This is a genomic window from Streptomonospora arabica, assembly GCF_039531585.1.
GTDB lineage: Bacteria > Actinomycetota > Actinomycetes > Streptosporangiales > Streptosporangiaceae > Streptomonospora > Streptomonospora halophila.
Genome location: NZ_BAAAQI010000002.1, coordinates 241,926 through 267,352, shown reverse-complemented (window position 1 = coordinate 267,352; position 25,427 = coordinate 241,926). Strand labels below are relative to the sequence as shown.

Below are 25,427 nucleotides of genomic sequence, written 5' to 3'. Positions count from 1 at the left end.
CGCTCCGGGCACGCTCCGCGGCGCGCGCGACCGCGGGCGTGAGCGAGGAGGCGTGCCGGAACATGCCCGCCATGATCCACCGCGGTCCGCGCGGCGGCAACGGGTTTTCGGCGGACGCGCGGCGGTCGGGCGGAACCGGGGGCCTCAGTTGTACGGGCTCGGTGTCACCGGAGAGAGGCTCGTGCCCTGGATCTCGGAATCGGCGCAGACGGTCAGCCCCGGGCCCAGCCCGGCGTAGGACAGTTCGCCGCTCTCGCCGATCGCGTACTCGATGCCGGCGGCCTCGGTGGGCTCGCACTCCTCGGGGACGTAGTTGCCGGTGGTGGCGTGGAACATGGTGAACTCGGCGACGTCCCCCTCGTCGAGCACGAACGGTTCGCCGGGCTCGCTGCGCTGGCGCGCCCAGGCGCCGACCTGCTCGCCGTCGCCGTCCACCCAGCGCACCTCCACCGACCCGGGCATCAGGCACGCTCCGGCGCCGTCGGAGACGCGGGCGAGCGCGAAGTCGAAGGCCATGGTGCCGGCCGCGGCGTTGCGGCCGTTCTCGATCAGCTTGAAACGGTGGAACCCGCAGTCGGGCCCGGTCCCGGAGTCCCCCGCGCCGGAGGTGCCGACGGTGCCGACGGTGCCGACGGTGCCGGCGGTGTCGGCGGCGGCGAGCGGCGCACCCGCCAGCAGGGCGGGCACCGCCACCCCGGCGACTACGGCGGTGCGGAGACTGCGGGCGGCGGCGGTCGTGAACGTGCGTGCGGACATCGCTCCCCCTTCGCGGACGATTCCGTCCGGGCTGTTGTGCTGTCACTGTTGTGACCGCCGCTTCGGCGCGCCTGTTCGTGAAGCGGAGCCGAGAACACGGCCTGAACCGGACGTCGCCGCAGGTAAACCGAATCTCGGCAGGGTGTGCCGGCGCGCTTCGCGGGCGCCGCCGTACCACCGCACGCGGGCGCCCGAGGGCGGCCGAACGGCGGTAGGTTTGCTGCCATGACTGTGCGGAGCGCCGTGCGCACCCTCCCGATGGCCGCCCTGCTCGCCCTCGCCGCCTGTGCACCGAGCGGGCCCGGAGAGGAGAGCGCACGGCCGGCCGCCGCGGAGGAGTCCGCCGACTCCTCCGGCGAGCAGGCCGCTTCCCCCCAGCCGCCGCCCGCGCACGCGGCCTTCGACTACCAGATCGGCGGGGCCTACCCCCTGCCGGAGGGCGCGGACGCGGTCATCCGGGACCGGCTCGACGCGCCCGCCGACGGCGTCTACAACGTCTGCTACGTCAACGGGTTCCAGGTCCAGCCCGGAGAGCTCGACCAGTGGCGCGAAAGCCGTCCCGACCTGCTGCTGCGCGACGCCGACGGCGAGTTGGTCGTCGACTCCGACTGGGACGAGGCGCTGATCGACATCTCGACCGCGGACAAGCGCGAAGCGGCCGCGGAGGTCGTCGGCGCGTGGATCCGGGGCTGCGCTCAGGACGGGTTCGACGCCGTGGAGCTGGACAATTTGGACTCGTGGACGCGTTCGGAGTCGCTGCTCGACCGCGCGGACGCGGTCGGGTTCGCCGAGCTGCTGACGGCCCGCGCCCACCGCGAAGGCCTGGCGGCCGGGCAGAAGAACGCGGCAGAGCTGATCCGGGACGCGGACGGCGGTCCCGTGGCCGGCTTCGACTTCGCGGTCACCGAGGAGTGCGGCCGCTGGAACGAGTGCGACGTCTACGCCGGCGCGTATCCGGACCGGGTGCTGGACGTGGAGTACCGCGAGCAGGACATGCCCGCCGCCTGCTCCTTCGGCGACCTCGGGGTCTCGGCGGTGCTGCGGGACCTGGACGTGGCGACGCCGGAGTCCGCGGAGTACGTCCACGCCACCTGCGACGAGTTCGGCGGAGCCTGGAGTTCGTAGGGGATCCGCCTTTCGCGTGCGCGTCACTGGAGCAGCGTCAGCTGCTCGCCGCCGGCGCGGCCGCCGTCGGACACCGCCGAAGCGGAGCCGTCGGCCGGTGCGGGGCGGTGGCGCGGCGTGTCGCCGCTGTCGGGGCGCAGCAGGCCGTGGCGGCGTGCGGCGTCGCGCACGCGCGCGCCGACCAGGTCGCGGTAGGGCTTGGGAGCGTAGGCGCCGCGGCGGTACAGCTCGCGGTAGCGCGGCACCAGGTGCGGGTACTCGCGTGCGAGCCACCGCATGTACCACTCGCGCGCGCCGGGGCGCAGATGCAGCAGGATCGGGGTGACGTTAGCGGCGCCGGACTCGGCGATCGCGGCGACGGTCGCCTCGATCTGCTCGGCGGAGTCGGTCAGGCCGGGCAGGATCGGCGCCATCAGCACGGAGCAGCTCAGCCCGCGGTCGGCGCACCGGCGGACGACGTCCAGCCGCGAGGCGGGGCGCGGGGTGCCGGGCTCGACGGTGCGCCATACGTCCTCGTCGAGGGAGCCGACCGACACCGCCAGGCCCACGTCGGTGACCCGGGCCGCCTGTTCGAGCAGGTCGAGGTCGCGCAGGATGAGCCGCCCCTTGGTGAGGACGGAGAACGGGTTGGCGAAGTCGCGCAGGGCCGCGATGATCTGCGGCATCAGCCGGTAGCGGCCCTCGGCCCGCTGGTAGGGGTCGGTGTTGGTGCCCATCGCGATCGGCTCGCCCGCCCACCGCGGGTTGGCCAGCTCGCGCCGCAGCAGCTCGCCGGCGTTGACCTTGACCATGATCTTGGAGTCGAAGTCGTGTCCGGAGTCGAGGTCCAGGTACTCGTGCGTGCGCCGGGCGAAGCAGTTGTGGCTCACCACGCCGTTCGCGAGGAAGTCCCCCGTTCCGGTCGTGATGTCGTACAGCGTGCGTAGTTCGCCGGTGTCCTCGATCGAGACGACGTCGAGCCGGGGGTCCGACTCGAGTGCGGCATCGTCGATACCGCGCTTTCGAGTGATCGCGGGGTCCGTCGTCTGGAGGAACCGCAGCCGCTCGCGCAGACCTCCGGTGAGCCGCACGACCTGCGCGCCCGACACCGCGGCGGGTTCCTCGACGGTGTGCTCGAAGCCGAAGTGCTTCATGCTCAGGCCGACCGCCGCGATGATCTCGCTGTCGGCGCTGGAGATGCGCAGGACGCCCTCGGAACAGTCGCCTTCGGCGTCGAACGCCCCCGCGAGGAACCCCTTGCGCCATTCGTCGCACGGTGCGACCGGCCATTCCACGATCTCGGACATGCGCTCGGACGAGGTGCCCTGCGCGGTGCGGATCGCCGTGATCGCTCGCCGGTTCTCCGGCGCGGCGGCGGGGTCGAAGCGGACCGCGCTCACGCCGAGACCGGCGAGGCAGCCTGCGGCGCGATCCGCCGCTTCGCCGTCGGCGAGCGCCCGGCGGAGTCGGAACACGCGGGCTCCGTCGGCCGGACGCCCCGTTCCCGGATGGCCGAAACCGCCGGGAGGCGCATCGCCGCGGAGGATCCCGCAGAGATAGCCCCTCCTGTAGGCGCCGGCGCCCTCAGGCGGATCCGCGTAGCGGCCCGTGCCCAGCAGCCCGGTCCCTTCGGTCAGGTGCGGCCGGCGGCGGTGGCCGGAGGCGCCTCCGGCGACGTATGTCCAGCCGCGGCCGGTGAGGAACCGGTGGTCGCCGCTGGCCACCAGCACCGTGCCGTCGGCCAGCGTGATGCGGTAGGCGCGCTTCACCGTCGTCCAATGCGCCTGCACCGTCGTGGGTGTGTAGCGCCGGCGGCCGCCCGCGCGGCGCGTCCCGTAGATCCGATCGCCGACCCTGATCTCCGCCAGCGGTCTGGTCCGGCCGTCTGCCATGAGGATCGGGGTGTCGCCGGACAGGCAGTAGACGCAGGCGTGACTGCAGCCCCGATAGGGGTTGACGGTCCAGCGGAACGGGACCGCGGCCTCGCCGGGGACGCGGTTGATGATCGATCGGGCGCGGATCTCGACGGCCACGGCGTCGCCGCCGTCGCCGCCGAGGACCGGCCCGGGTCCGGGATCGGCCAGCCCGGCCCGCCCGGTGCCGGAGGGCTCGGGCGCGACGTCCGCGCGCTCGAACAGCGCGGGCTCGTCGTGCTGGTCACGCAAGGATTCCCATCGCATGCCCTCAATACGAACACAGGTTCGAATGCGTGTCCAGTGGCCGTCCACGGGCCTGTGACGAGGCGCTTCACGGCCGCACGCGCGCTCCGGGCCGCGGTGGCCGTGAAGCCGGGGTTTCGACCGCCGAGTGGGCGCCGCGTGAACTGCGGAACTCCGCGGCGCGGTGATGGGCGGGAGGGCGGTGCAATGCGGGCCGGCGCCTTCGCTCCCGCCCGTCCGGGGTCACCAGGGGACGGCGCCCTCGTCGTCGAAGAAGCCGCCGCGCGGTCCGTCGTCGGGCAGGGTGGCGAGCCGGATCGCGATCGCGGCACCCTGCTCGGGCGTCCGCGGCGCGTTGAAGCCGGTGAAGTCGGTCGCGACGTAGCCGGGGCAGGCGGCGTTCACGATGACGTTCGTGTCGGCGAGCCGGCGGGCGTACTGCGCCGTGAGGCTGTTGAGCATCGACTTCGACGGTGCGTACGCGGCGAGGATCGGACCGGTCTGCAGTGTCAGCGAACCCATATTGCTCGACATGTTGACGATGCGCGGCGAGTCGGCGCGGCGGAGCAGCGGGAGAAGCGCGTTCGTCACCCGGACGACCCCGAGCACGTTCGTGTCGATGACGGTGCGGACGACGTCGAGGTCGAGCGTCGTCGGGTCCTGTATGCCGTCGTCGGTCCGGCCGGAGATGCCCGCGTTGTTGACGAGCACGTCGAGCCGTCCCGCCGCCTTCTCGACGGCCGCGGCCGCGGCGGCGACGCTGTCGTCTGAGGTGACGTCGAGGGCGACCCCGAACGCGTCGGCGCCCGCGGCACGCAGGCGGTCGACGGCCTCCTCGCGCCTGGCGTCGTCGCGCGCGCCCACGGCGACCGTGAAGCCGGCCGCTCCCAGGCCCTGTGCGATGGCGAAGCCGATTCCCTTGTTCGCGCCGGTGACCAGCGCGGTCTTCGTGTCGTTCACGGGACCAATACTCGGCGAGCCGCGCGCTCGCCGTCCAAGACCGATTCGCTCGGCTGTGATACTCGCCCGGTATCAGGCGGTAGGCTCCGCACGTGGACGATCTCGAGACCCGCGAGCTGCGGTACTTCGTCGCCGTTGCCGAGGAGCTGCACTTCGCACGCGCCGCCGTTCGGCTGGGGATCGCGCAGCCGCCGCTCTCGCGCGCGATCCGCCGGCTGGAGCAGCGGCTCGGCGTCCGGCTCTTCGACCGGGACCGCCGGGGAGCGGCGCTGACCTACGCCGGCAGCGTGCTGCTCGGCGAGGCCCGAGCGGCCCTCGACGCGGTCGCGGCCGCCGCGCATCGGACGCGGCGTGCCGGGGATCCGACGCGGCGGCTGGTGCTCGTGACCAAGGCCGGAGCGTCCCACGAGCTGCTGCAGCGGCTCCTCGACGCGCTCGCGAGCGATCCCGAAGCGCCATCGGTCGAGGTTCTGCTGTGCGAGGTCGGCGAGCAGGCGCGGCTGCTCCGCGACGGGCGCGCCGACGCGGCCCTCATGCACCGGCCCTTCGACGACCTCGCCGGGTTCGACACCGAGGACCTCTACGTCGAAGGCCAGATCGCGCTCCTTCCCGCGGGGCATCCGCTCGCCTCGCGCGACCGGCTCACCCTGGCCGATGTCCGCGACGTGCCGGACCTGCCGCTGGCTCGCTGGCCCCGGCTCGACGGGTCCTACCCGGAGGGGCCCGGACCGGAGGTGCACACCCAGTCGCAGCTCGCTCAGCTCGTTGCGCTGGGCAGGACGCTGCTGGTCATCCCCGCCTCCAGCCGCGCCTGGCAGTGGCCCGAGCACGTCGCGGTGCCCGTCGTCGACGCGCCGGACGTCACCACGGTGATCGCGTGGCCGCCGAGCAGCCGCTCACCGGAGGTCGCGTCACTCGTCCGCTCAGCGGCCGGGCTCCGCCGCGCCGCGGAGCCCGCGCCCGCGGACTGAGGCCCCCCTCAAGCTCCTGTCGGACCGGCCACCGGGGGGGATCCGCCCGGCGGGCCGGAGAGCGGGCGCCCGCCGGGACGGGCCGCTAGCCCTCCGCCGGTGCGGGGAACACCTGGTAGAGGCGGTTGTCGGGGACCGGGCGGCGCCGCCACTCGCGCGGGTATCCCACCGAGACCTCCTGGAACCGGACCCCGTCGTGGTAGGTGGTCCGAGGGATGTGCAGGTGGCCGTAGACGACCGCGGCGGCGTCGTACGCGAGGTGCCATCCGGCGGTGTGGACGCTGCCGCACCACTGGGCGAACTCGGGGTAGTGGAGGACGTCGGTGGGTTCGCGCACGAGCGGGTAGTGGTTGACCAGGACCGTGGGACCGTCGACCTCGGCCAGGCGGCGCTCGCTGTACTCCAGCCGGGCCCGGCACCAGGCGTCGGGGGAGGGGTAGGGGTCGGGGTGGAGCATGAACTCGTCGGTGCAGACCACGCCGGTACTGCGGGCGTAGGCCAGCCCGTCCTCCTTGGTGGAGGTGCCGGGCGGGTGGAACGTGTAGTCGTAGAGGGTGAACAGCGGGACCACCGTGACCGGGCCGCCCGCGCCGCGCCACACGGGGAACGGGTCCTCAGGGGTGTGCACGCCCAGGCCCCGGCAGATGTCCACAAGCTGTTCATAGCGCTCGGCGCCGCGCAGTTGCAGCGGGTCGCGCGGAGTGGTCCACAGCTCGTGGTTGCCGGGCACCCACACCACCTCGGCGAACCGCTCGCGCAGCATGCGCAGCGCCTCCTCGACGGCGGCGGGGGTCTCGGCGACGTCCCCGGCGACGATCAGCCAGTCGCCGCCGGTGTAGGGGCGCAGCCCCTCCAGGACCTCGCGGTTGCCGCTGTGGGACACGTGCAGGTCGCTGATGGCGAGCAGGCGCGGATCGCCCGCGGCTCCGGCGTGGTCGGCGTGTCCGGCGGGCTCGTCGGCGGCGTTCGGTTCGGGCATCGGCCCTCGGCTCTCCCAGGCTCGGTTCGGCTCGTCTGCCGTCATCCGAACAGTCTCGGACATTCTCCGCGAACCCGTGCACCCGGCCCTCAGGCACGCACCCCTGCGGCCGGTCCGCGCGCGGACCGGCCGCAGCGCTCAGTCCGTCCCGGCCATCGCCGCGAGGCGGCGGGCGAGCACGGCGGCGGCCTCGCGCAGCTCAGGCGGGTCCAGGACCTCCGCCTCGAAGCCCAGCCGCGCGACGTGCATGGCGATCGACTCCAGCTCGTCCGCGCCGCCGACGAGCAGGCACCACCCGTCGCCGTCGTCGTCGACGCGCGCGACCTGGGGCGGAACCAGCGCCCGCACCTGGTCGGCGCGGGCGTGGATCCGCACCCGGGCGAGGTACCGGTACGGCGCCCCGGTGACCGACCGCTGCACGTAGGCGACCGGGTCCGGATGCTCCCGCGCACGGAAGCGCCACGTGGTCGCCGCCACCTCGCGCATCCGGTCCAGCCGGAAGGTGCGCCAGTCGTCGCGGTCGGGGTCCCAGGCCATCAGGTACCAGCGGCGGCCGGTGGTGACCATCCGCACCGGTTCGACCGTGCGCTCGCTCTCCTGGCCGTCGCGGCCGACGTAGCCGAACCGCACCCGCACGGCGTCGCGGCAGGCGCGCGCGAGTGTCACCAGCACCTCCGCGTCGACCTCGACGCCGGGGCCGACAAGGATCTCGGTGGCGCCGTGCACCGCCCGCACCTCGGCGCGCAGCCGGGGCGGCATCACCTGGTCGAGCTTCGCGAGCGCCCGCAGCGCCGCCTCGCTCGCTCCGGCGACCGTGCCGCCCGACGCCAGCCGCAGGGAGACCGCCGTCGCGGTCGCCTCCTCGTCATCGAAGAGCAGCGGCGGCAGCCGGGTGCCCGCGCCGAGCTGGTAGCCGCCGCCGACGCCCGGCGCCGCCTGCACGGGGTAGCCGAGCGCGCGCAGGCGCTCCACGTCGCGGCGCACCGAGCGGTCGGTGACCCCCAGCTCGGCCGCGAGCTCGGCGGCGGTCCAGGACGGCCGCCGCTGGAGCAGCGCCAGCAGCCGCAGCACGCGTTCGGTCGTCGCTTCGACGGTCATAAACGCATCGTTCCACAGATCACGGAACGGTCCTGTCCGCTATTGGGAGGAGGCTGGAGCCATGACCGATCACACATGGAACAGCCTGCTGAGAGAGCAGCTCGACTGGCACTGGAGCAACCAGCTCCGCGGGCGCCTCGACGGGCTCACCGACGACGAGTACTTCTGGGAGCCGGCGCAGGACTGCTGGAACGTGCGCCCGCGCGGGACCGGCACGGCACCGGTGCAGGGCGGGTCCGGCGCGATGACCATCGACTTCGCGTTTCCCGAGCCCGACCCGGCACCGCTCACGACGATCGCCTGGCGGCTCGGGCACGTGATCGTGGGCGTGCTGGCGATGCGCAACGCCTCCCACTTCGGCCGCGCGCCCGTCGACTACTGGTCGTTCGAGTACGCCGAGACGGCGACCGCGGCGCTGGCCCAGCTCGACGCGGAGTACACCGCGTGGCAGGCCGGGGTCGAGTCGCTCGGGGAAAGCGGCCTCGCCCGCCCGTGCGGCGAGGCGGAAGGGGAGTACGCGGAACACTCCATGGCGGAGCTGGTCGCGCACATCAACCGCGAAGTGATCCACCACATGGCGGAGGTGTGCCTGCTCCGCGACCTGTACCTGCACACCCGCCGACACACACGGCAGGAGGCGAGCTGACATGGCCCGCGACATCCAGATCACGCTCGACTGCGCCGACCCCGCCGCACTGGCGGTCTTCTGGTGCGAGGCCCTGGGATACAAGGTGCAGGACCCGCCCGCGGGCTTCGCGACGTGGGAGCAGGCGCTGGAGGCGATGGGCGTGCCGCCGGAGAGGCGCAACGACGCCTCGGCGGTGGTCGACCCCGCGGGCTCGGGGCCGCGGCTGTTCTTCCAGCGGGTGCCGGAGGGCAAGCAGGTCAAGAACCGGGTGCACCTCGACGTGCGAACCGCACCCGGGCTCGACGGCGACGCGCGGATGGCGGCCCTGGAGGCCGAAGCCGAGCGGCTCGCCTCGCACGGCGCCGCACGGATCAGGCGCGAGGAGCCCGCACCGCCGCTCGGGGCCGGCCACATCGTGATGGCCGACCCCGAGGGCAACGAGTTCTGCCTCGACTGACGCGGATGCGCGGCGGTACCGGCGACCGGTACCGGGCTCCGCCGCGCACCGCGCCGGCTACCGGTCTCCGCGCCGCCGTGCGATCGGACGCCCCGACGGCCAGGGCGCGGTCGTGGGAACCTCCAAGGCCGACAACGGCGCGATCCGACGGTCAACCCGGTGAACGTCGCCGGTCACAGCACTAGAGTGGGCTGCGGGGCCCCGGGCGCACGCCCGTGCGGCGTGGGACCGCGCGCCGGTAGGAGACCCGCCGGACGTCCGGGCGGCCGATCGCCCGGGCCCCGCTGAAACCGGCGCACGGCCGCGGTCCCGCACGCGCGCGACCGTCGCCTCCGCCGCCGGACCGGAGGGGAGCCATGACCTGGTACACGCCCGAGCCCGTAGCGGCGGACCTGGCCGACGACCTCGTACTGAGCTGGACCGCGCGCATCGAGGGCCGCCACCGCCTGGTGCCCGACGGGTGCGTGGACGTGCTGTGGATCGACGGGGGCCGCCTCGTCGTGTGCGGTCCCGAGACCACCGGATGGACGTTCTCCCTGCCGCCCGGCACCGCCGCGGTGGGCGTCCGCTTCCGCCCGGGCCGCGTCGGCGCCGTGCTGGGGCTGGACACCGCCGCCGCCCGCGAGCGCCGCATCCCGATCGAGGACGTCCTCGGCTCGGCCCGCCGGCGCCGACTGCTCGAACAACTCGACGAGGCCGGCGGCGACCGTGAGCGCGTCGCCGTGCTGGAAAACCTGGTCCGCAGCAGCCGGCGGGACATCCCGCCCGCAGACCCGGTCGTCACCGCGGTCGCGGGCATGCTCACCGCCGACCCCTCCACACCGGTCGCCGCGCTCGCCGCCGAGACCGGGCTGAGCGAACGCCAGCTCCACCGGCGCAGCACGGCGGCGTTCGGCTACGGGCCCTCGGTCCTGCGCCGCATCCTGCGCCTTCAGCGGTTCCTGCGCCTGGCGCGCCACCCGGCCGCGCCCGCCGACCTCGCCGGTCTCGCGCACACCGCCGGGTTCACCGACCAGTCGCACCTGTACCGCGAGTGCCGCGACCTCGGCGGAGCCCCACCGCACGAACTCGTCGGCCGCCAACCGCGCCGGTCCGGCGGGCACAGCGGCGCGCTGCCCGCCGCCGCGCTGGGCGCCGGGATCGTCCCCGCCGCGGTGTCCGATCCGTACACGACCGCGGGCGCCGGGCCCCAGCAGAATCGTCGCCATGGACACCGCGAACACGGCGACGAACGCCGATACACCCCAGCCCGACACCGCGGAGACCGCCGAGCGCTACCGCGAACGGTCCGCTGAGTTCACCCGGCGGGTCGAGGGCGTGCCCGAAGGCCGCTGGGAGTCCCCGACGCCGTGCGCCGGATGGACGGCGCGCGACCTGCTGCGCCACATGATCGACAACCACACGAACATGCCGGGCCACGTGGGGATCGCGATCGACCTGCGGATCCGGGTCGAGGACGACCCGGTCGCCGCCTGGCACGAAGCGCGCACGGCCCTGCAGGAGGTCCTCGACGACCCGGAGCAGGCGGCCACGGAGTTCGACGGCTACTTCGGCCGCACCAGCCTGGCGCGGACGATCGACGACTTCCTCGGCTTCGACCTGGTCGTGCACGCCTGGGACCTCGCCCGCGCCACCGGGCAGGACGAGACCCTGCCCGCCGCCGAGGTCGCCCGCGTCTTCGAAAGCGCGCGCCAGTTGGGCGAGACCCTGCGTATGGAGGGAGTCTGCGGTCCCGAGGTCAGCGTGCCCGAGTCCGCGTCCGAGCAGGACCGGATGCTGGCCTACCTGGGCCGCCGCCCCTGATCCGGGCGCTCGGTCGGGCCGCGCGCGCCGGGCGTGCGCGCGGCCGGGTCCCCCGGGGTGCGGCCCCCGGGGTCGGCGGGAGGGGCGGGCAGCCTCTCGTCAGCCTCCGGCGCCGTCTCCGGGCTCCAGGAGCCGCATGACGGCGCCGAGCTGGCGCACCTGCTCGCGCGTGAGGCGGTCGAAGACGCGCTCGCGCACCCGTGTGACGTGCCCGCCGGCGGCCTCGCGCAGCACCTTCAGCCCCTGGTCGGTGAGGATCGCCCAGAAGCCGCGGCGGTCCTCCTCGCAGGGCTCGCGGCGCACGTAGCCGGCGCGCTCCAGCCGTGTGATCTGGTGGGACAGGCGGCTCTTGGACACGATGACGCTGTCGGCCAGGACCCGCATCCGCATCCGCATGCCGGGCGCCTCCGACAGGGCGACGAGGATCCCGAACTCGACGAGGCTGACCCCGCTGCGCGCCTGCAGATCGCGGTCGAGCTCCTCCTCGATGCGGGACTGCGCTCGGAGCAGCGAGCGCCAGACGGACTGCTCCTCGGCGTCGAGCCAGCGCACGCCCTCCTCCCCTGCGGTCATGGGCGCCATCGTACTCACGCCCGCCCTTACCCGGTCCCGCCGTCGGCACCGGCGGCCGGCGGCCCGTCCGCCGGAGCCGGCGAACCGGCGAGACCGCTCTCGGCCAGCCATCGGCGTGCGGCGTCGAGCACGGGCACCGGCAGCTCGTGGCCGCCGCGGTGCTCGTGCAGCGTGACCGCGGCGCCGCGCTCGCGCAGCTGGCCGGTGAGCAGCCGCGCCTCCTCGATGGTGGTCATCGGGTCGATGCGGCCCGCGCCCAGGAACACCGGGGTCCCCGACAGGTCGGCCATCGGGGGTTCGCGGTCCTGCAGCGGCGCCGCGGCGGCGAACAGGGCGGCGCCCGCCAGCGCGCCGGGGTGCAGCAGCAGGGTGGCCGCGGCGATGTTGGCGCCGTTGGAGAAGCCCGCCGCGACGACGCCGCGCGGGTCGAGTCCGTACTCGGCGACGGCGGACTCCACGAAACCGGTCAGCTCGCCGGAGCGCGCGATGACGTCCTCGGTGTCGTAGACGCCCTCGCGCAGGCGACGGAACCAGCGGTTGAGGCCGTTCTCGCTGACCTTGCCGCGGGGCGACAGCAGGGCCGCCCCCGGCGCCAGGGCGCGGCCCAGGCCGAGGAGGTCGTGCTCGTCGGCGCCGGTGCCGTGCAGCAGGAGCAGCGTCGGCCGCCCCGGCTCCTCGGCGGGCACGTAGACGTGGTGGAAGTCGGCGGCCGCGCTCATCGGGCGGCCTCGTCGCCGCTCGCGGCGCCGGCGGCCGGCGTGGCGGAGTCCTCGTGGGCGGAGTCCTCGTGCTCGCCGACGACCAGCTCCGGCAGGTGCCGCTCGATCTCGTCGCGCTGCGGCTCCAGCCACGGCGGCAGCTTCAGCCTGCGGCCCAGCTGCAGCAGGGGCTCGTCGTAGTCGAAGCCGGGGCCGTCGGTGGCGATCTCCAGCAGGACGCCGCCGGGCTCGCGGAAGTAGATCGAGGTGAAGTAGGAGCGGTCGCGGATCTCGGTGACGCCCACGCCGTCGCCGGCCAGGCTCTGCTGCCAGCGGACCTGGGTGGGCTGGTCGGGGGCGCGGTAGGCGACGTGGTGCACGGTGCCGGCGGCCACCAGGCCGTTGCGGGCGCCGCGGTCGGCCAGGACGTCCACGACGGTGCCGACCCCCTGGCCGGCCTCGCTGGTGTGGAAGCGGTAGCGGCCGCCCAGCTCGGCGGCGAGCTCGAAGCCGAGCTTGCCGTTGAGCATGCCGGCGGTGGCGTCGAGGTCGTGCTCGGTCAGGGTGACCCCGCGGATGCCGCGGACGGCGTACTCGACCGGGATTCCCGCGCCGTCCCAGGGGTCGGTGTCGTGGAAGTCGGCGCCGGCGACCAGTTCGATGACGAGGCCGTCGGGGTCGCGCAGGCTCAGCACGTCCTCGCCGAGCCGCTCGGCGGGCCGGCTGGTCTCGATGTCGAGGGATGCGAGGTGGCGCTGCCACCAGCCCAGCGACCCCTCGGGCACCGAGAAGGACGTGGTGGTGGCCTGGCCGGCGCCCAGGCGCCCCTTCGGCGCGTCGGGCCAGGGGAAGAAGGTCAGGATCGTGCCGGGGTTGCCCGCGCGGTCGCCGTAGTACAGGTGGTAGGTGTCGGGCGCGTCGAAGTTGACGGTCTTCTTGACCAGCCGCATGCCCAGCGCGTTCAGATAAAAGTCGGCGTTGGCCTGCGGGTCGCTGGCAATGGCGGTGACGTGGTGCAGCCCCGCCGGTCGCACGTCCATGGTCGGCCCCCTCCGGTTTGGTTGTCCTTTGGACTACATCCCCGAAAACAGTTGAATCTTAAACCATATTCCGCGGGTGAGTCCAGAGGACGCGGGGTGAGGGGGGAGTGAGGAGCCGGTCAGGCGGGTCGGTGGCCGCGGAGTAAGGAGCCGGTCAGACGGGTCGGTGGCCGCGGAGTGGGCACAACCGGTCCAGTCGACGCGCAAGGGGGCGGGTTAAGGGGGCGGGTTCTCGCACGGCGTCCCGCGCCGTCGCCCTAGGCTGGCGGTATGACGGCCCCCGCTGACTCGGACGCCGCGAAGATCCGCGTGCTGATCGTCGATGACGACCCGCTGCTGCGCGCCGGGCTGAGGATGATGCTCGGCGGCGCGCCCGACCTGGAGGTTGTGGGAGAGGCGGGGGACGGCGCCGCCGTCGCGGAGATGGTCGCCGGCCTGCGGCCCGACGTCGTGCTGATGGACATCCGGATGCCGGCGGTGGACGGGCTCGCGGCCACCGAGGCGCTGCGCGCCCGGCCCGCCGCGCCCGAGGTCGTCGTCCTCACCACCTTCGACGCCGACGAGCACGTGCTGCGTGCGCTGGGAGCGGGCGCAGCCGGGTTCGTGCTCAAGGACACGCCGCCCTCCGAGATCGTCGAGGCGGTGCGCCGGGTGTCCCAGGGGCAGCCGGTGCTGTCGTCGTCGGTGATCCGCCGCCTGATCACGCACGCCACCGGCGACGACGGGCGCGGTCGGCGCCGGGAGCGGGCGCGCGAGCGGCTGCGCTCACTCAACGAGCGCGAACGCGAGGTCGCCGTGGCCGTCGCCGAGGGCCGCTCCAACGCCGAGATCGGCGCGTCCCTGCACCTGAGCGTGCCCACGGTCAAGACCCACGTCTCCCGCATCCTGGCCAAGCTCGACCTGAACAACCGCGTGCAGGTCGCGCTGCTGGTCCATGATGCGGGCCTGATCCCCGAGCACGACGACGCGGAACCCGGGGGCGACGGCACCCGCTAAGCGCTCCCGGCACCGCCGGCCCGCCGGCGGTGCGGCAGTGCGGCGGCGGTGCGGTCGGTGGCGGTTGCCGGGTGTGCGGATAATCGGGGTATGCAGGGGCGTGAGAAGGAGACGGTGACGGACCGGACGCTGGACGTCCTGGAGGCGCTGGCGCACACGTCGCGGCTGGCCGACATCGCAGCGGCCACGGAGCTGCCCAAGCCCACGGTGCACCGGATCCTGCAGCGGATGGTGGCGCGCGACTTCGTGCGCACCGACGGCCAGGGCCACTACACGGGCGGGCCGCGCGTTCTCTCGCTGGCCGGGCGCTACATGCGCCGGCTCGACCTGCCCCAGCACGCTTACCCCGTGCTCTCGCGCCTCCAGCAGAGCACCGAGTGGACGGTGCACCTGGCGCTGCTGACCGGGGACGAGGCCGTCTACGCCGCCAAGCTGGAGGGCACCAAGCCCTACCACTTGGCCTCGCGGGTGGGCATGCAGCTGTGGCTGCACAGTACGTCGGTCGGCAAGGCGATGCTGGCGCACATGCCCGACGACCGCGTGCATGCGCTGCTTCAGCGCGCCGGCATGCCCCGCCGCACACCCGACACCATCTGCGACGAGGACAGCCTCCTCGCCGAGTTGGAGGCAGTGCGCGCGCGGGGCTACGCGGAGGACCGCGAGGAGAACGAGACCGGCGTGCGCGCCGTCGGCGCGGCGATCACCGACTACACGGGAGAGGTCGTGGGCGGCGTGAGCGCCGCGGCGCTGGTGCACGTGCCCACAGAGGGCACCGCCGCCTGGCGCGGCGACCAGGTCGCCGCAGCGGCCCGCGAGATCTCCGCCCTCCTGGGTACGCCTTGACCGCCACCGCCACCGCCACCGCCGATCGCGCCCGTGACGGGGGCGGGGAGGGTGGTGGGTGGTTGGGTCTGCGGTGATCGGTTCGGGTGATTGCCGGTGGCCGATGCAACGAGGGCAGTGAGGGCGGTGGGGGTTGCGCCCGCGATCACCGGTTCGGGTGCTCGCTGATTGCGCACGGGACGGGGCGGCGAGGGTGATGGGTGGTTGGGCCAGCGCCTATCGGTTCGGGCGCTCGCCGGTTGCGCGCCAGATGTCGGCGGCGAGGGTGGTGGGTGGTTGCGCCTGTGGTCATCGGTTCGGGTGATTGCCGGTGGCCGACGCAACGAGGGCAGCGAGGGCGCAGATGGCGGGACCCGCGATCACCGGTCCGGACGCCCGCCGGTTGCGCACGCGACGGGAGCAGCAAGGGCGGCGGAGGGTGGGGGCCTGCGGTGATCGGCTGGGCGTGCTCGCCGGTTGCGCACTCGGCGTGGGCAGCGAGGGTGGTGTGTGGTTGGGCTTGCGGTGATCGGTTCGGGCTATTGCCGGTTGCGCACGGGACGGGGCGGCGAGGGTGGTTGTTGGCTCAGCTCGCGATCGCGGTAGACGTCGGCAGCGAGGTCGCAGATGGCGGGACCCGCGATCACCGGTTCGGGTGCTCGCTGATTGCGCGTCCGACGGGGGCAGCGAGGGCGGTGGGTGGTTGGGGGCCCGCGGTGATCGGTTCGGGCGCTCGCCGGTGGCCGACGTAACGCGGGCAGCACGGGCGGGAGGGGGCGAGGCGGCGATCAGATGTTGCCGCCGGCGCCGGTGCGGAACCCGCCGGTGCGGCGGGGCGGCCGATCCCTTGATGTGGGCCACACGGGTGCGACAAAGCGGGCATTAGGGAGCGGCGCTTCGGTCTGCCGTGCGACGAGACTGCCCTGATGCACTCCGCGGCCTTCTGGCACGCCGCAGCACGCCTTCACCCGAGAGGATTTCCGCCGGATTGCCCGGTTTGCACCCCGCTTGGGGAGGTCCGCGGCGTCGCCGAGAGCGACGAACCCCGCCGGATGCAGCCCTGAGGGCCCCAAAGTGCGGTTTTCGGCGGTCTCGTCGCCGTGTGGGCCTGCATGCCAGCCTGGAAACCGGGATGAATAGGACAAAACGCCGCACAAATTTCCGAATTGCGGAATCCAAGCCGAGTGGCGGTGCAGCCCGCTGGTTCGAGCGGGCATCGCGTATCCGCGGGACCACCCCCGCCCCGTATATCCGAAATGTCCACTCCAGTCGGCCCAGAGCTCTCGCCCGCGGCCCGTCGCCGCGCGCGCCACCGGCAGTCGCCCGGACCGGTGGTCGCGGGCCGAACCACTCACCGCCCTCGCCGCCCACGTCGGACGCGCAACCGGCGAGCACCCGAACCGATCTCCGCGGGCACAACCCTGTGCCGCGTTCGCTGCTTCGTTGCGCGCGTCACCGTCCGGCGCCCGGACCGGTGGTCGCGGGGCGGCCCCCGTCGCCCTCGCCGCCCCGTCCCATGCTCAACCGGCGGGTATCCGAACCGATCTTCGCGGGCGCAACGTTCTGCCGTCCTTGTTGCCCTCGCCGGGTGCGCAACCGGCGGGCGCCCGAACTGATGAGCGCGGGCGCAACCTTCTGCCGCCGTTGCTGCCCTCGCGTCGCACGCGCATCCGGAAGAACCCGGACCGGTCTCCGCGGGACCAACCCTCTACCGCCCTTGCTGCCCTCGTCGGATGCGCAACCGGCGAGCACCCGAACCGCTCCCCGCGGGCCCAACGCCCCACCCCTCCACCGCCGGTGCCGATGTCATGTCGTGTGACCCCCTTCACATCTCGTCACACCTATGCGAATATGCGTGGAACGCAGTGGAACGCCGTTTCATTCAATGAAACGAAAGGACGCAGAGCCTCTCGAAGGGACGGAAAGCCTGTGCACAGCGGGGGAGACCGGCCGAGCGCGGCCGACTGGATGGACGCCGGTGTCGGCGCCGGCTCGGGCGGCGCCGACGAGGGGCCGACGCGCATCGTGTCTTCGGGCGAGCTGACCGAACTCGCCGAGGCCGCGCTCCTGAACATGGGCGCACCGCGCGGCACCGCGCTTGCGGTGGCGGCGTCCCTCGTCGACTCCAACCTGGTCGGCCACGACTCCCACGGTGTCCGGCGGCTGCCCATCTACGCCCGCGCGGTGGACCTGGGGCGGATCGAGCCCGGCGCCGTGCCCGAGGTCGAGCCCGCCGACGGCGCGGTGCTGACCGTCCGCGGACACCGCGCGTTCGGGCAAGTCGCCGCGGCCGCCGCCGTTCGGGCGCTGAACGGTGTCGTCGAGGGCCACGGAATCGGCATCGCCGCAGTCCGCGACTGCAACCACATCGGCCGGCTCGGCGAGTACGTCGAGTCCCTTGCCGAGTCCGGCTACATCGGCATCGCGCTGTGCAACGTCGACCCCACGGTGGCCCCGTTCGGCGGGCGTGAGCGCAGGCTCGGCACCAACCCGCTGGCCTGGGCGCTGCCCTGCGGCCCGGCCGGCGACGGTGCAGGGGAGGGGACCGTGGTGATGGACTGGGCCACATCCGCCGTCGCGGAGGGCAAGCTCGCCATGGCCCGCGCCCGCGGCGAGCGCGCGCCCGAAGGCGTGCTGATGGACTCCGCCGGGCGCGTCTCCACTCAGCCCGCCGACTTCTACCAGGGCGGTGCCCTGCTGCCCTTCGCGGGGCACAAGGGCTACGGCCTCAGCGTGATGATCGAGGCGGTCGGCGGCCTGCTCTCCGGCGGCGGGATCTCCTGCCTGCCCGGCTACAGCGGCGACAACGGCACGGTCCTCGTCGGCATCGACCCCGCGCGGTTCATGCCCGCCGACGCCTTCCGCGCCCAGGTCGAGGACTTCTGCGCCGAGCTGCGCAGCACACCCGCGGCCGAAGGCGCCGACGAGGTGCTCGTGCCCGGCGACGTCGAACGGCGCGCCCGCGCCGAGCGGGCCGAGAACGGCATCCCCGTCCCCTCCTCGGTATGGGAGGAGCTGAACGCCCTGGTGCCCGACCGCTCCGGCGGACACCGGACCGCCGATCCGCGGGCGGGCGGCGGCCCCGCCGCCGACCCGCCCGAGCAGTCACCACGGTGAATCACCGGCCGACCGGGCCGCACCCGGTCGGCCCGCCGCGCCCCGCGGGGCGCCCCCGGTCGGCGAACGCCGACCCCGGCCACGACCGAATACGGGGGAGAGACGGAGCAACCGCCATGACCGACCAGGACGGGGCGAGGACCCCGGACAACATCCCCGCGACGTCACCCGAGCACATGCGGCGCGTCGTCCTCGCGTCTCTCGTGGGCACGGCGCTGGAGTGGTACGACTTCTTCATCTACGGCACAGCCGCCGCCCTCGTCTTCAACGCGCTGTTCTTCACCGACGCCGACCCGGCCGTCGGCACGCTCGTCGCCTTCGCCAGCTTCGGCGTGGGCTTCGTCTTCCGGCCGCTGGGCGGGTTCGTCTTCGGCCACATCGGCGACGTGCTCGGCCGGCGCACGACCCTGGTCATCACCACTCTGGTGATGGGCCTGTCCACCGGCATCATCGGGCTGCTGCCCACCTACCCCCAGATCGGGCTGTGGGCTCCGGTGCTGCTGACCTTGCTGCGCATCTGCCAGGGGCTGGGCGCCGGCGCGGAGTTCGGGGGCGCCTCCACGCTGCTCTCCGAGCACGCCCCTGCCGGAAGGCGCGGGTTCTTCGGCTCGTTCGCGCAGACCGGCGTGCAGATCGGCCTGGTACTGGGCACCGTGGTCTTTTTGATCGTGGGCTTCCTGCCGGACGACGCGCTGATGTCGTGGGGCTGGCGGGTGCCGTTCCTGCTCAGCTTCCTGCTGATCGGGGTGTCGCTGTACCTTCGGCTGCGCGTGGCCGAGTCGCCGGTCTTCCTGCGGGCGGTGCAGAAGCGCACCACCGTCAAGGTCCCGATCGTGCAGGCGCTGCGCAATTACCCCGGCAGCTTCCTGGTCGGCATCGGCGCGCACATCTGCGACACAGCGGTCGTCTACATCTTCGCGACGTTCAGCGTCTCCTACCTCACCACCCAGCTGGACCAGCCGCGCTGGGTGGCGCTGACCGGCGTCATCACGTTCGGAATCGCCGTCATCCTGCTGCAGCCGGTCTTCGGCGCACTGTCGGACCGCATCGGGCGGCGGCCGCTGAACATCTTCAGCGTCCTGTTCACCGCCGCGTTCGCCTATCCGTTCTTCCTGATGCTCAACACCGGCGAGCCCGTGGTGATCTGGTCGGCACTGCTCATCGCGACCACTCTGGGCGTGGCACCTATGATCGCGGTGCAGCCGGCGTTCTACGCCGAGCTGTTCGGCGCCGGAGTGCGCTACACCGGCTTCGCCGCCTCCCGCGAGATCGGTGCGGCCATCGCCGGGTTCTCACCGGTCGCGGCGACCGCGCTGCTCGCCCGTTCCGGCGGCGACCCGTGGCTGGTGGCGCTGCTGATGATCGGCGCGGCGGCGGTGTCGCTGGTCGCGTTCATCTTCTCCCGCGAGACCCGGGAGATCGACATCGCCGCCTTCGAGACCGACCAGACGAGCATCGTCTCGGCCTCCTGGCGCAGCGACCGGCAACCGTCGGCCGAGTAGCGGGCGCGGGTAGCGGGGCGCCGGGGAGCGGCCGGGCGGGGTGCCCGGCCGCTCCCCACGGACGAAGCGTTGATGCGGAGGTGACCATGACGACGGCGACGCCGCGGCTGAACCGCGCCGCCCGCGGGCTGCTGCCCACCGAGCTCACGGCCGAGCTGCCGCCGCCCGGGACCGGAACCGGGATCGTGCACCTGGGGCCCGGCGCCTTCCACCGGGCGCACCAGGCCGTGTTCACCCAGCTCGCCATGGCGGCCGAGCCCGGCGACTGGGGGATCTGCGCCGCCGCCTCGCGCGGCCGGTCGACGGTGGAGGCGCTGCGCGGCCAGGACAACCTCTACACCGTCACCGAGCGGGCGGCCGACGGCGCCGACCGGGTCCGCGCGGTCGGTGCGATCACCGACACCGTGTCGGCGCTGGACGAGCCTGAGCGGCTGGCGGCCGCCCTCGCGGCGCAGGCCACCCGCGTCGTCACCCTGACCGTCACCGAGGGCGGCTACCGCCACGACCCCGCCACCGGCCGCCTGGCATCGGACGACCCCGAGACCGCCGCGGATGCGCTCGGGCGCGCACCGCGCACCGCCGTGGGACAGCTCGTGCGCGGCCTGCAGGCGCGCAGCCGCGCGGGTGCCGAGTCGCTGACCGTGCTGCCCTGCGACAACCTGCCGCGCAACGGAAGGCTGCTGCGCGGGCTGGTCGAGTCCTTCTGCGAGATGCTGCCCGAGAGCGAGGCCGCCCCCTTGCTGGAGTGGGTCGGCGAGCGGGTGGCGTTCTGCTCGACGGTGGTCGACCAGGTCGTACCCGCCACTGAGCAGGCCGACCTGGACCGGGTCGCCGAGGCGCTGGGCGTCGCCGACGCCGCCGCGGTGGTCGGCGAGCAGCACCGCTCGTGGGTGGTCGAGGACGCCTTCGCGGGTCCGCGACCGGCCTGGGATCGCGTGGGCGTCCAGTTCACCCCCGACGTCGGTCCCTACGAGACGGTCAAGCTGCGCTGCGTCAACGCCCCCCTGTCCGCGACGGCGTGCCTGGGGCTGCTGCTGGGTGCCGAGACGGTCACCGAGGCGGTGGGCCGCCTGGACCTGCGCCGCTATCTGCGCGCGCTCTACCGCGACGAGCTTGCGCCCAGCGCCGCGGCGGCCGGCGGCAGCCCGCCCGAGTTCGACGCGCTGCTGGCGCGCCTGGGCAATCCGAACCTGCGCCACCAGCTCGCCAAGATCGCCCAGCAGGGCATCGGCAAGCTTCCCCAGCGCCTCGTCGCGCCGGCCGCCGAGCACGTGCGCCGCGGCGAGGACCCGCATCTGACATGCCTGGCGATCGCCGCATGGGTGCACCTGCTGCGCGTGCCCGTCGGCGCCCGCCCGCGGCTGGACCCGGTCTCGGAGGAGATCGCCGCGGAACTCGCGCCCGCCCGCTACGCCACCGAGGCCGTCGACCTGCTGCGCGAGCGCCTGTACGGGCTGTCGGAGGAGTCGGGTTCGCGGCCAGATGTCGGCGACCGGGTCGCCGAGGCCCTGCGCACGGTGGAGGTGCGGGGCGTCCACGCGGCGGTCCAGGAGGCCGCGGGATAGCCGGGATGGCAGGGAGAGGCGGGAGCGCAGGCGGGATCGCCGGAGGCGGGCCCGGTGCGCAGGGTGCGTATGGGGTAAGGGCGGCCGGTGCCGGGGACGGGTGTGCGGGTCGGGCGGCGTGGAGTGGTCAGCGGGCGTCGGCCGGCGAAGCGCCGATCGGTGAGGCGTCGAGCGGAGCGAGACCGACCACCGAGCCACCAGCTCACCAAGTCCCGAGTCACCGAGCAGTCGGAGCGAGGAGGAGCGGATGCGGATCGAAGGCGCTGTCGTCGTCGTCACCGGCGGCGGAACGGGGATCGGGCGGTCGGTGTGTCTTGAGGCGGCCCGGCGCGGTGCCGCCGGAGTCGTGCTGACCTACGCCCGGTCGGCCCAGGAGGCCGAGGACACCGCCGGAGAGGTGGAGGCCTGCAACGTACCGGCACTGCCCGTGCGGGCCGACGTCGCCGACACCGCTGCGGTCGAGGCGATGGCCGCCCGCGCTGTGGAGCGCTTCGGACGAGTGAACGCGCTGGTCAACAATGCCGGAACCACCCGCGCCGTGCCGGCGGAGGACCTCGCCGGACTGACCGACGAGATCTGGCACGAGATCCTCGACGTCAACGTGGTCGGCGCCTTCCGGTGCGCCCGCGCGCTGGAGCGCCCACTGCGGGAGGCGGGCGGCGCGATCGTCAGCACCTCGTCCATCTCGGCCTTCCGCGCGGGAGGTTCGTCGATCGCCTACGGCGTCAGCAAGGCCGCGCTGGAGCAGCTCACCCGTGCCCTCGCCGCGGCGCTGGCGCCCGATGTGCGCGTCAACGCGGTCGCTCCGGGTACGGTCGCCACCCGCTGGCAGACGGACCTGCGCGGCGAGGAGGGCTTCGCCGCGTTCAGCCGCGAGGAGCGCGAGGTCGTCCCCCTCCGTGCCACCACCCAGCCCGAGCAGGTGGCCCGCTCCCTGCTGGCCATGCTGGAAATGGACGCCGTCACGGGCGAAACCGTGGTGATCGACGGCGGCAAGCACGTGCTCTACTGACCGGCGCCCCGGGGTGGGACCATGGAGCGCCCCCTCCCTCGCCCCGAGGAGACGCGTTGCCCCCGTCGACTCCCTCCGACCCCTCCGGCTCGATGTCCCGCATTGTCCGGGCGCTGATGGCCGCGCTCGGACTGACCTCGTTCGGGCTCGGCGCCGTCGCGGTGTTCACGACCGAGAACGGCACCGGCGCGGCCGCACTGATCCTGTTCGGCGGTGTGCTGCTGGTGCTCGCGCTCTTCGGTGACCGCATCGACACCCTGGAGTTCGGCGGAGCGAACCTTCGGCTGCGCGCCGCTGCGGCGGAGAAGTACGCGCTGGCCGAGGAGTCCGACCAGCGCGGGGACACCGCCGCAGGCGACAGACTGCGCGATGAGGCGCGTGCGCTGATGAAGACCGCCGGCACCATTGCGGCCGACTACCGGTCGACCCGGCGAACCATGCCGTCCGGGCCCGTCCGGACCGCCGCCATGGAGGAGATCGTCGAACGGGCTCGCGGTGTGGCCCGCTCGGGATCGACCGACCCCGGGCAGGTGCGCGGTTGGCTGCGTTCGGCCGACGAGGAGCGGCGCGTCACCGCCCTGGGCATGATGCAGGCCGACCCGCGTCTGCGCGACTTCGAGGCGCTCCTGCCGCTGGTCGAGGAGGCCGGAAGCGCCTTCGAGCAGTACCACGCACTCCTGCTCGCCGACGAGATGGCCGACACCCTCGCCCCGGAGCAGCGCCCGCGACTCGCCGCCGCTGTGCTGGCCGGCAAGGGCAAGTACGACTTCGGCCGCAACCGTCGCGTGTTGGCCGATGCGCTGCTGGTGCGCTTGGAGGACGGCGACGGCGCCGAGTAGCCGGTCCGCACCGCGGCGGCTGCGGAAGGGGCGTGGTGGGGGATCGGCGGTCGTCGGCCGGGGTGCTCGCCGGTGCGCTCTGGCACGCGGTGCCGCGGTGGGGGAGTCCTGCTGCCGCGACCGCCGTCCGGGGCTAATCGCCGAGGCGGCGGATCAGGTCGACGGTGGCTTCGATGAGCCGGTCGGCCTCGTCGCGGGAGTCGGCGACGACGATCTCGCGGCGCGCCTCGCCGATGACCGCGGTCAAGACGCTGACGGTGAGCCGCTCCAGTGCGGAGTCGCCGGCCTGCAGCAGCGCCGAGTTCTGGCGCACCCACTCGCGGTTGCGGCCGCGGCGCAGCATGTCGAACCCGGGCGGACCGTCGCCGGCGAGCAGCAGCAGGCCCACGTCCCGCCGCTGCCAGGACCCCTCCAGGAAGGCGCGGGCGCCCGCGATGAAGAGTTCGAGCGGGTCGTCCTCGCCGTCCGCGCGCGCTCGGGCCACGGCGGTGCCCGCCTGCTCCTCGTCGTAGGCCTGCTGGTCCTCCCACAGCGCAAGGAAAAGCTCGGTCTTGCCGCCGAAGTGGTGGTAGAGGCTGCCCACGCTGGAACCCGCGCGCTCGACCACGTCGGCCACCCCGGCATCGGCGAAGCCCTTCGCCGAGAAGACCTCCCGGGCGGCCTCCAGCAGGACGCTGCGGGTGCGGGTGGTGCGGCTCCACTGCCAGGCGCCCGCGCGCCCGCCCGTGCGTGGGCCCGTCCTGCGTGCCATGTGCGCCCTTCCGGTCCGCGGGGCTGCGTGCAGCGGCGACGCCCCGGAGCTGGCTGCGTGCGGATCCACGGTAGCGAAGGAGTGCCGGCGCTCGATTCGCGTCGCGCGGAACACGGCACGCGGCGTACGCGGGCGCGATCGGGCGCGTGAGTGCGCCGACGGAGGGGGCGCGCGGCCGGGCGGAGCGGTCGGGTCGCCGCCGCACGGCCTCGGCCTGCCCCGGACCTCCGGCCCGAGCAGGAGCCGCCGGCCCGGGCGGGATCTCGGCATCGGCCGGTCGGGAGTGGCCTTCCACCGCTGTGCGGACGTCGTCGCTTCCGGCCCGCCGGGGCTTGTTGCGCCGGGCGGCCGTGGGCACGCCCGCCGCCGCCCCGCGGGGCGGCGGCCGGCCGTCCGGCGGCGGCCTACAGCTCGACCACCTGCCGGACGGCCTCGCCCGAGGCGAGGCGGTCGAAGCCCTCGTTGACCTCGTCCAGCCGCAGGCGGCCCGACAGCAGTTCGGTGACCGGCAGCAGCCCGCGGCGGTACAGCGCGATGTAGGCGGGGATGTCGCGGGCGGGCACCCCTGATCCCAGATAGCTGCCGCGCAGCGTGCGCTCCTGGGCCGCCAGCGTCACCGCCGGGATCGACACGTGCCGGTCGGGATGCGGCAGCCCGACGGTGACCGTGGTGCCGCCTGGCCGCGCGGCCAGGTACGCCTGCGCCAGCACGTCGGCGCTGCCCGTGGTGTCGACGACCTTGTCGGCGCCGCCGCCCGTCAGCTCGCGCACCTCGTCCACCGCGTCCGGGCCGCCCGGAAGCCGTTCCGCGGCGCCCAGGCGGGCCGCCAGCTCGCGCTTGGCGGCGACGGGGTCGATCCCGATGATCTGCGCGGCGCCCGCCACGTTCGCGCCCAGCAGCGCCGACAGCCCCACTCCGCCCAGGCCGAACACCGCCACCCGCTCGCCCGGCCGCACATCGGCCGCCTTCAGGGCGGCGCCGACGCCCGTCAGCACCGCGCACCCGAACAGCGCGGCGACCTCGAAGGGCAGGTCGGCGTCCACGCGCACCGCGGAGTCGGCGGAGACGACCGCGTACTCGGCGAAGGCCGAGACCCCCAGGTGATGGGCGGGCCGCTCGCCGTCGGGGCCGCGCCAGCGCCTGCCCCCGCCCACGAGGTCGCCGGCGTTGTTCGCGGCGGCGCCGCGGACGCACAGCGCCGGGCGGCCCTCCAGGCAGCGGGGGCAGCCCCCGCAGGGGGCGACGAAGTAGAGCACCACGTGGTCGCCGGCGGCGAACCGGTCCCCGGCACCGGCACCGAGCGCCACCACCTCGCCCGCCGCCTCGTGGCCGAGCACCATGGGCACCGGGCGCGGCCGGTCGCCGTTGACCACCGACAGGTCGGAGTGGCAGAGCCCGGCGGCGCGGATGCGCACCAGCAGCTCGCCGGGGCCGGGCGGGGCGAGTCCGAGCTCGCGCACCCGCAGCGGGCGCGAGCGGGCGTAGGGGGCGTCGGCGCCGATCTCCTCCAGGACGGCGGCGCGCACGGCCGCGGGGGCGGATGCGTTCACGGGCTCCTCCACTTCACCGGGTCATCGCGGACCGGCTGCCGCCGGTC

At 74.1% G+C, this 25,427-nt stretch carries 23 protein-coding genes; 13 read left to right on the top strand and 10 right to left on the bottom strand.

The window, feature by feature from the left end; genetic code table 11:
* Positions 1–144: 144 nt before the first annotated feature.
* On the bottom strand, positions 145–756 hold the full coding sequence (locus tag ABD284_RS04250; protein WP_344141033.1) for a DUF4232 domain-containing protein: 612 nt from the start codon (positions 754–756) through the stop codon (positions 145–147).
* A gap of 225 nt (positions 757–981) precedes the next feature.
* Between ABD284_RS04250 and ABD284_RS04245 the strand changes: the two genes are divergently transcribed.
* Entirely contained in the window at positions 982–1,881 is a 900-nt protein-coding gene (locus ABD284_RS04245) for an endo alpha-1,4 polygalactosaminidase (RefSeq protein ID WP_344141031.1), read from the top strand.
* A gap of 23 nt (positions 1,882–1,904) precedes the next feature.
* Here ABD284_RS04245 and ABD284_RS04240 read toward each other — a convergent pair whose 3' ends face one another.
* Both ABD284_RS04240 and ABD284_RS04235 read right to left on the bottom strand, forming a co-directional pair.
* Positions 1,905–4,040 carry an intein-containing Rv2578c family radical SAM protein gene (locus tag ABD284_RS04240; RefSeq protein WP_344141029.1) on the bottom strand — a complete coding sequence of 712 codons (2,136 nt, stop codon included), beginning with the start codon at positions 4,038–4,040 and terminating at the stop codon, positions 1,905–1,907.
* Between the two features lie 222 nt (positions 4,041–4,262).
* Positions 4,263–4,988 (bottom strand): SDR family oxidoreductase, encoded by a 726-nt coding sequence (locus ABD284_RS04235; protein WP_344141474.1) that lies wholly within the window; start codon positions 4,986–4,988, stop codon positions 4,263–4,265.
* 83 nt (positions 4,989–5,071) lie between these two features.
* Here ABD284_RS04235 and ABD284_RS04230 point away from each other — a divergent pair, with 83 nt between their 5' ends.
* The gene (locus ABD284_RS04230; protein WP_344141028.1) at positions 5,072–5,950 is read left to right on the top strand and encodes a LysR family transcriptional regulator; all 879 of its coding nucleotides are present in this window, start codon (positions 5,072–5,074) and stop codon (positions 5,948–5,950) included.
* Positions 5,951–6,035: 85 nt separating this feature from the next.
* Here the strand turns inward: ABD284_RS04230 and ABD284_RS04225 are convergent, their stop codons facing one another.
* Positions 6,036–6,929 (bottom strand): metallophosphoesterase family protein, encoded by an 894-nt coding sequence (locus ABD284_RS04225; protein WP_344141027.1) that lies wholly within the window; start codon positions 6,927–6,929, stop codon positions 6,036–6,038.
* 138 nt (positions 6,930–7,067) lie between these two features.
* Positions 7,068–8,027: a helix-turn-helix transcriptional regulator gene (locus ABD284_RS04220; protein WP_344141026.1), complete on the bottom strand. Its 960-nt coding sequence runs from the start codon at positions 8,025–8,027 to the stop codon at positions 7,068–7,070.
* 61 nt (positions 8,028–8,088) lie between these two features.
* On the opposite strand from ABD284_RS04220, the gene ABD284_RS04215 reads away from it, so the two are divergent.
* The 4 genes from ABD284_RS04215 (at position 8,089) to ABD284_RS04200 (ending at position 10,915) form a co-directional block, all read left to right on the top strand.
* On the top strand, positions 8,089–8,673 hold the full coding sequence (locus ABD284_RS04215) for a DinB family protein (protein ID WP_344141025.1): 585 nt from the start codon (positions 8,089–8,091) through the stop codon (positions 8,671–8,673).
* A gap of 1 nt (position 8,674) precedes the next feature.
* Positions 8,675–9,112, top strand: coding sequence for a VOC family protein (locus tag ABD284_RS04210; RefSeq protein WP_344141024.1), 438 nt, complete (start codon positions 8,675–8,677; stop codon positions 9,110–9,112).
* 356 nt (positions 9,113–9,468) lie between these two features.
* Positions 9,469–10,407: a helix-turn-helix domain-containing protein gene (locus tag ABD284_RS04205; protein WP_344141023.1), complete on the top strand. Its 939-nt coding sequence runs from the start codon at positions 9,469–9,471 to the stop codon at positions 10,405–10,407.
* Positions 10,319–10,915 (top strand): TIGR03086 family metal-binding protein, encoded by a 597-nt coding sequence (locus ABD284_RS04200; RefSeq protein ID WP_344141022.1) that lies wholly within the window; start codon positions 10,319–10,321, stop codon positions 10,913–10,915. The genes ABD284_RS04205 and ABD284_RS04200 overlap by 89 nt, the downstream gene beginning before the upstream one ends.
* Before the next feature lie 99 nt (positions 10,916–11,014).
* Here the strand turns inward: ABD284_RS04200 and ABD284_RS04195 are convergent, their stop codons facing one another.
* From ABD284_RS04195 to ABD284_RS04185, 3 genes are read right to left on the bottom strand one after another with little or no spacing between them, the layout of a single operon-like run.
* Positions 11,015–11,488 (bottom strand): MarR family winged helix-turn-helix transcriptional regulator, encoded by a 474-nt coding sequence (locus ABD284_RS04195; RefSeq protein WP_344141021.1) that lies wholly within the window; start codon positions 11,486–11,488, stop codon positions 11,015–11,017.
* Between the two features lie 26 nt (positions 11,489–11,514).
* Positions 11,515–12,207 (bottom strand): alpha/beta hydrolase, encoded by a 693-nt coding sequence (locus ABD284_RS04190; protein ID WP_344141020.1) that lies wholly within the window; start codon positions 12,205–12,207, stop codon positions 11,515–11,517.
* A complete protein-coding gene (locus tag ABD284_RS04185; RefSeq protein ID WP_344141019.1) occupies positions 12,204–13,226 on the bottom strand; it encodes a ring-cleaving dioxygenase in 1,023 nt (340 codons plus the stop codon). The genes ABD284_RS04190 and ABD284_RS04185 overlap by 4 nt, the downstream gene beginning before the upstream one ends.
* A gap of 270 nt (positions 13,227–13,496) precedes the next feature.
* Between ABD284_RS04185 and ABD284_RS04180 the strand changes: the two genes are divergently transcribed.
* The 7 genes from ABD284_RS04180 (at position 13,497) to ABD284_RS04150 (ending at position 23,079) form a co-directional block, all read left to right on the top strand.
* The gene (locus ABD284_RS04180) at positions 13,497–14,222 is read left to right on the top strand and encodes a response regulator transcription factor (RefSeq protein ID WP_344141018.1); all 726 of its coding nucleotides are present in this window, start codon (positions 13,497–13,499) and stop codon (positions 14,220–14,222) included.
* Between the two features lie 90 nt (positions 14,223–14,312).
* A complete protein-coding gene (locus tag ABD284_RS04175) occupies positions 14,313–15,065 on the top strand; it encodes an IclR family transcriptional regulator (RefSeq protein ID WP_344141017.1) in 753 nt (250 codons plus the stop codon).
* Between the two features lie 1,908 nt (positions 15,066–16,973).
* Entirely contained in the window at positions 16,974–18,161 is a 1,188-nt protein-coding gene (locus tag ABD284_RS04170; RefSeq protein WP_344141016.1) for an Ldh family oxidoreductase, read from the top strand.
* A gap of 116 nt (positions 18,162–18,277) precedes the next feature.
* Positions 18,278–19,663, top strand: coding sequence for an MFS transporter (locus ABD284_RS04165; protein WP_344141015.1), 1,386 nt, complete (start codon positions 18,278–18,280; stop codon positions 19,661–19,663).
* A gap of 86 nt (positions 19,664–19,749) precedes the next feature.
* Complete coding sequence (locus ABD284_RS04160) at positions 19,750–21,228, top strand: mannitol dehydrogenase family protein (RefSeq protein WP_344141014.1); 1,479 nt, start codon at positions 19,750–19,752, stop codon at positions 21,226–21,228.
* A gap of 247 nt (positions 21,229–21,475) precedes the next feature.
* The gene (locus ABD284_RS04155) at positions 21,476–22,240 is read left to right on the top strand and encodes an SDR family NAD(P)-dependent oxidoreductase (protein WP_344141013.1); all 765 of its coding nucleotides are present in this window, start codon (positions 21,476–21,478) and stop codon (positions 22,238–22,240) included.
* Between the two features lie 56 nt (positions 22,241–22,296).
* Positions 22,297–23,079, top strand: a complete 783-nt coding sequence (locus tag ABD284_RS04150; protein WP_344141012.1) for a hypothetical protein — start codon at positions 22,297–22,299, stop codon at positions 23,077–23,079.
* 133 nt (positions 23,080–23,212) lie between these two features.
* Here ABD284_RS04150 and ABD284_RS04145 read toward each other — a convergent pair whose 3' ends face one another.
* Entirely contained in the window at positions 23,213–23,830 is a 618-nt protein-coding gene (locus ABD284_RS04145; protein WP_344141011.1) for a TetR/AcrR family transcriptional regulator, read from the bottom strand.
* Positions 23,831–24,234: 404 nt separating this feature from the next.
* Positions 24,235–25,380, bottom strand: a complete 1,146-nt coding sequence (locus ABD284_RS04140) for a zinc-binding dehydrogenase (RefSeq protein WP_344141010.1) — start codon at positions 25,378–25,380, stop codon at positions 24,235–24,237.
* Positions 25,381–25,427 lie beyond the last annotated feature (47 nt).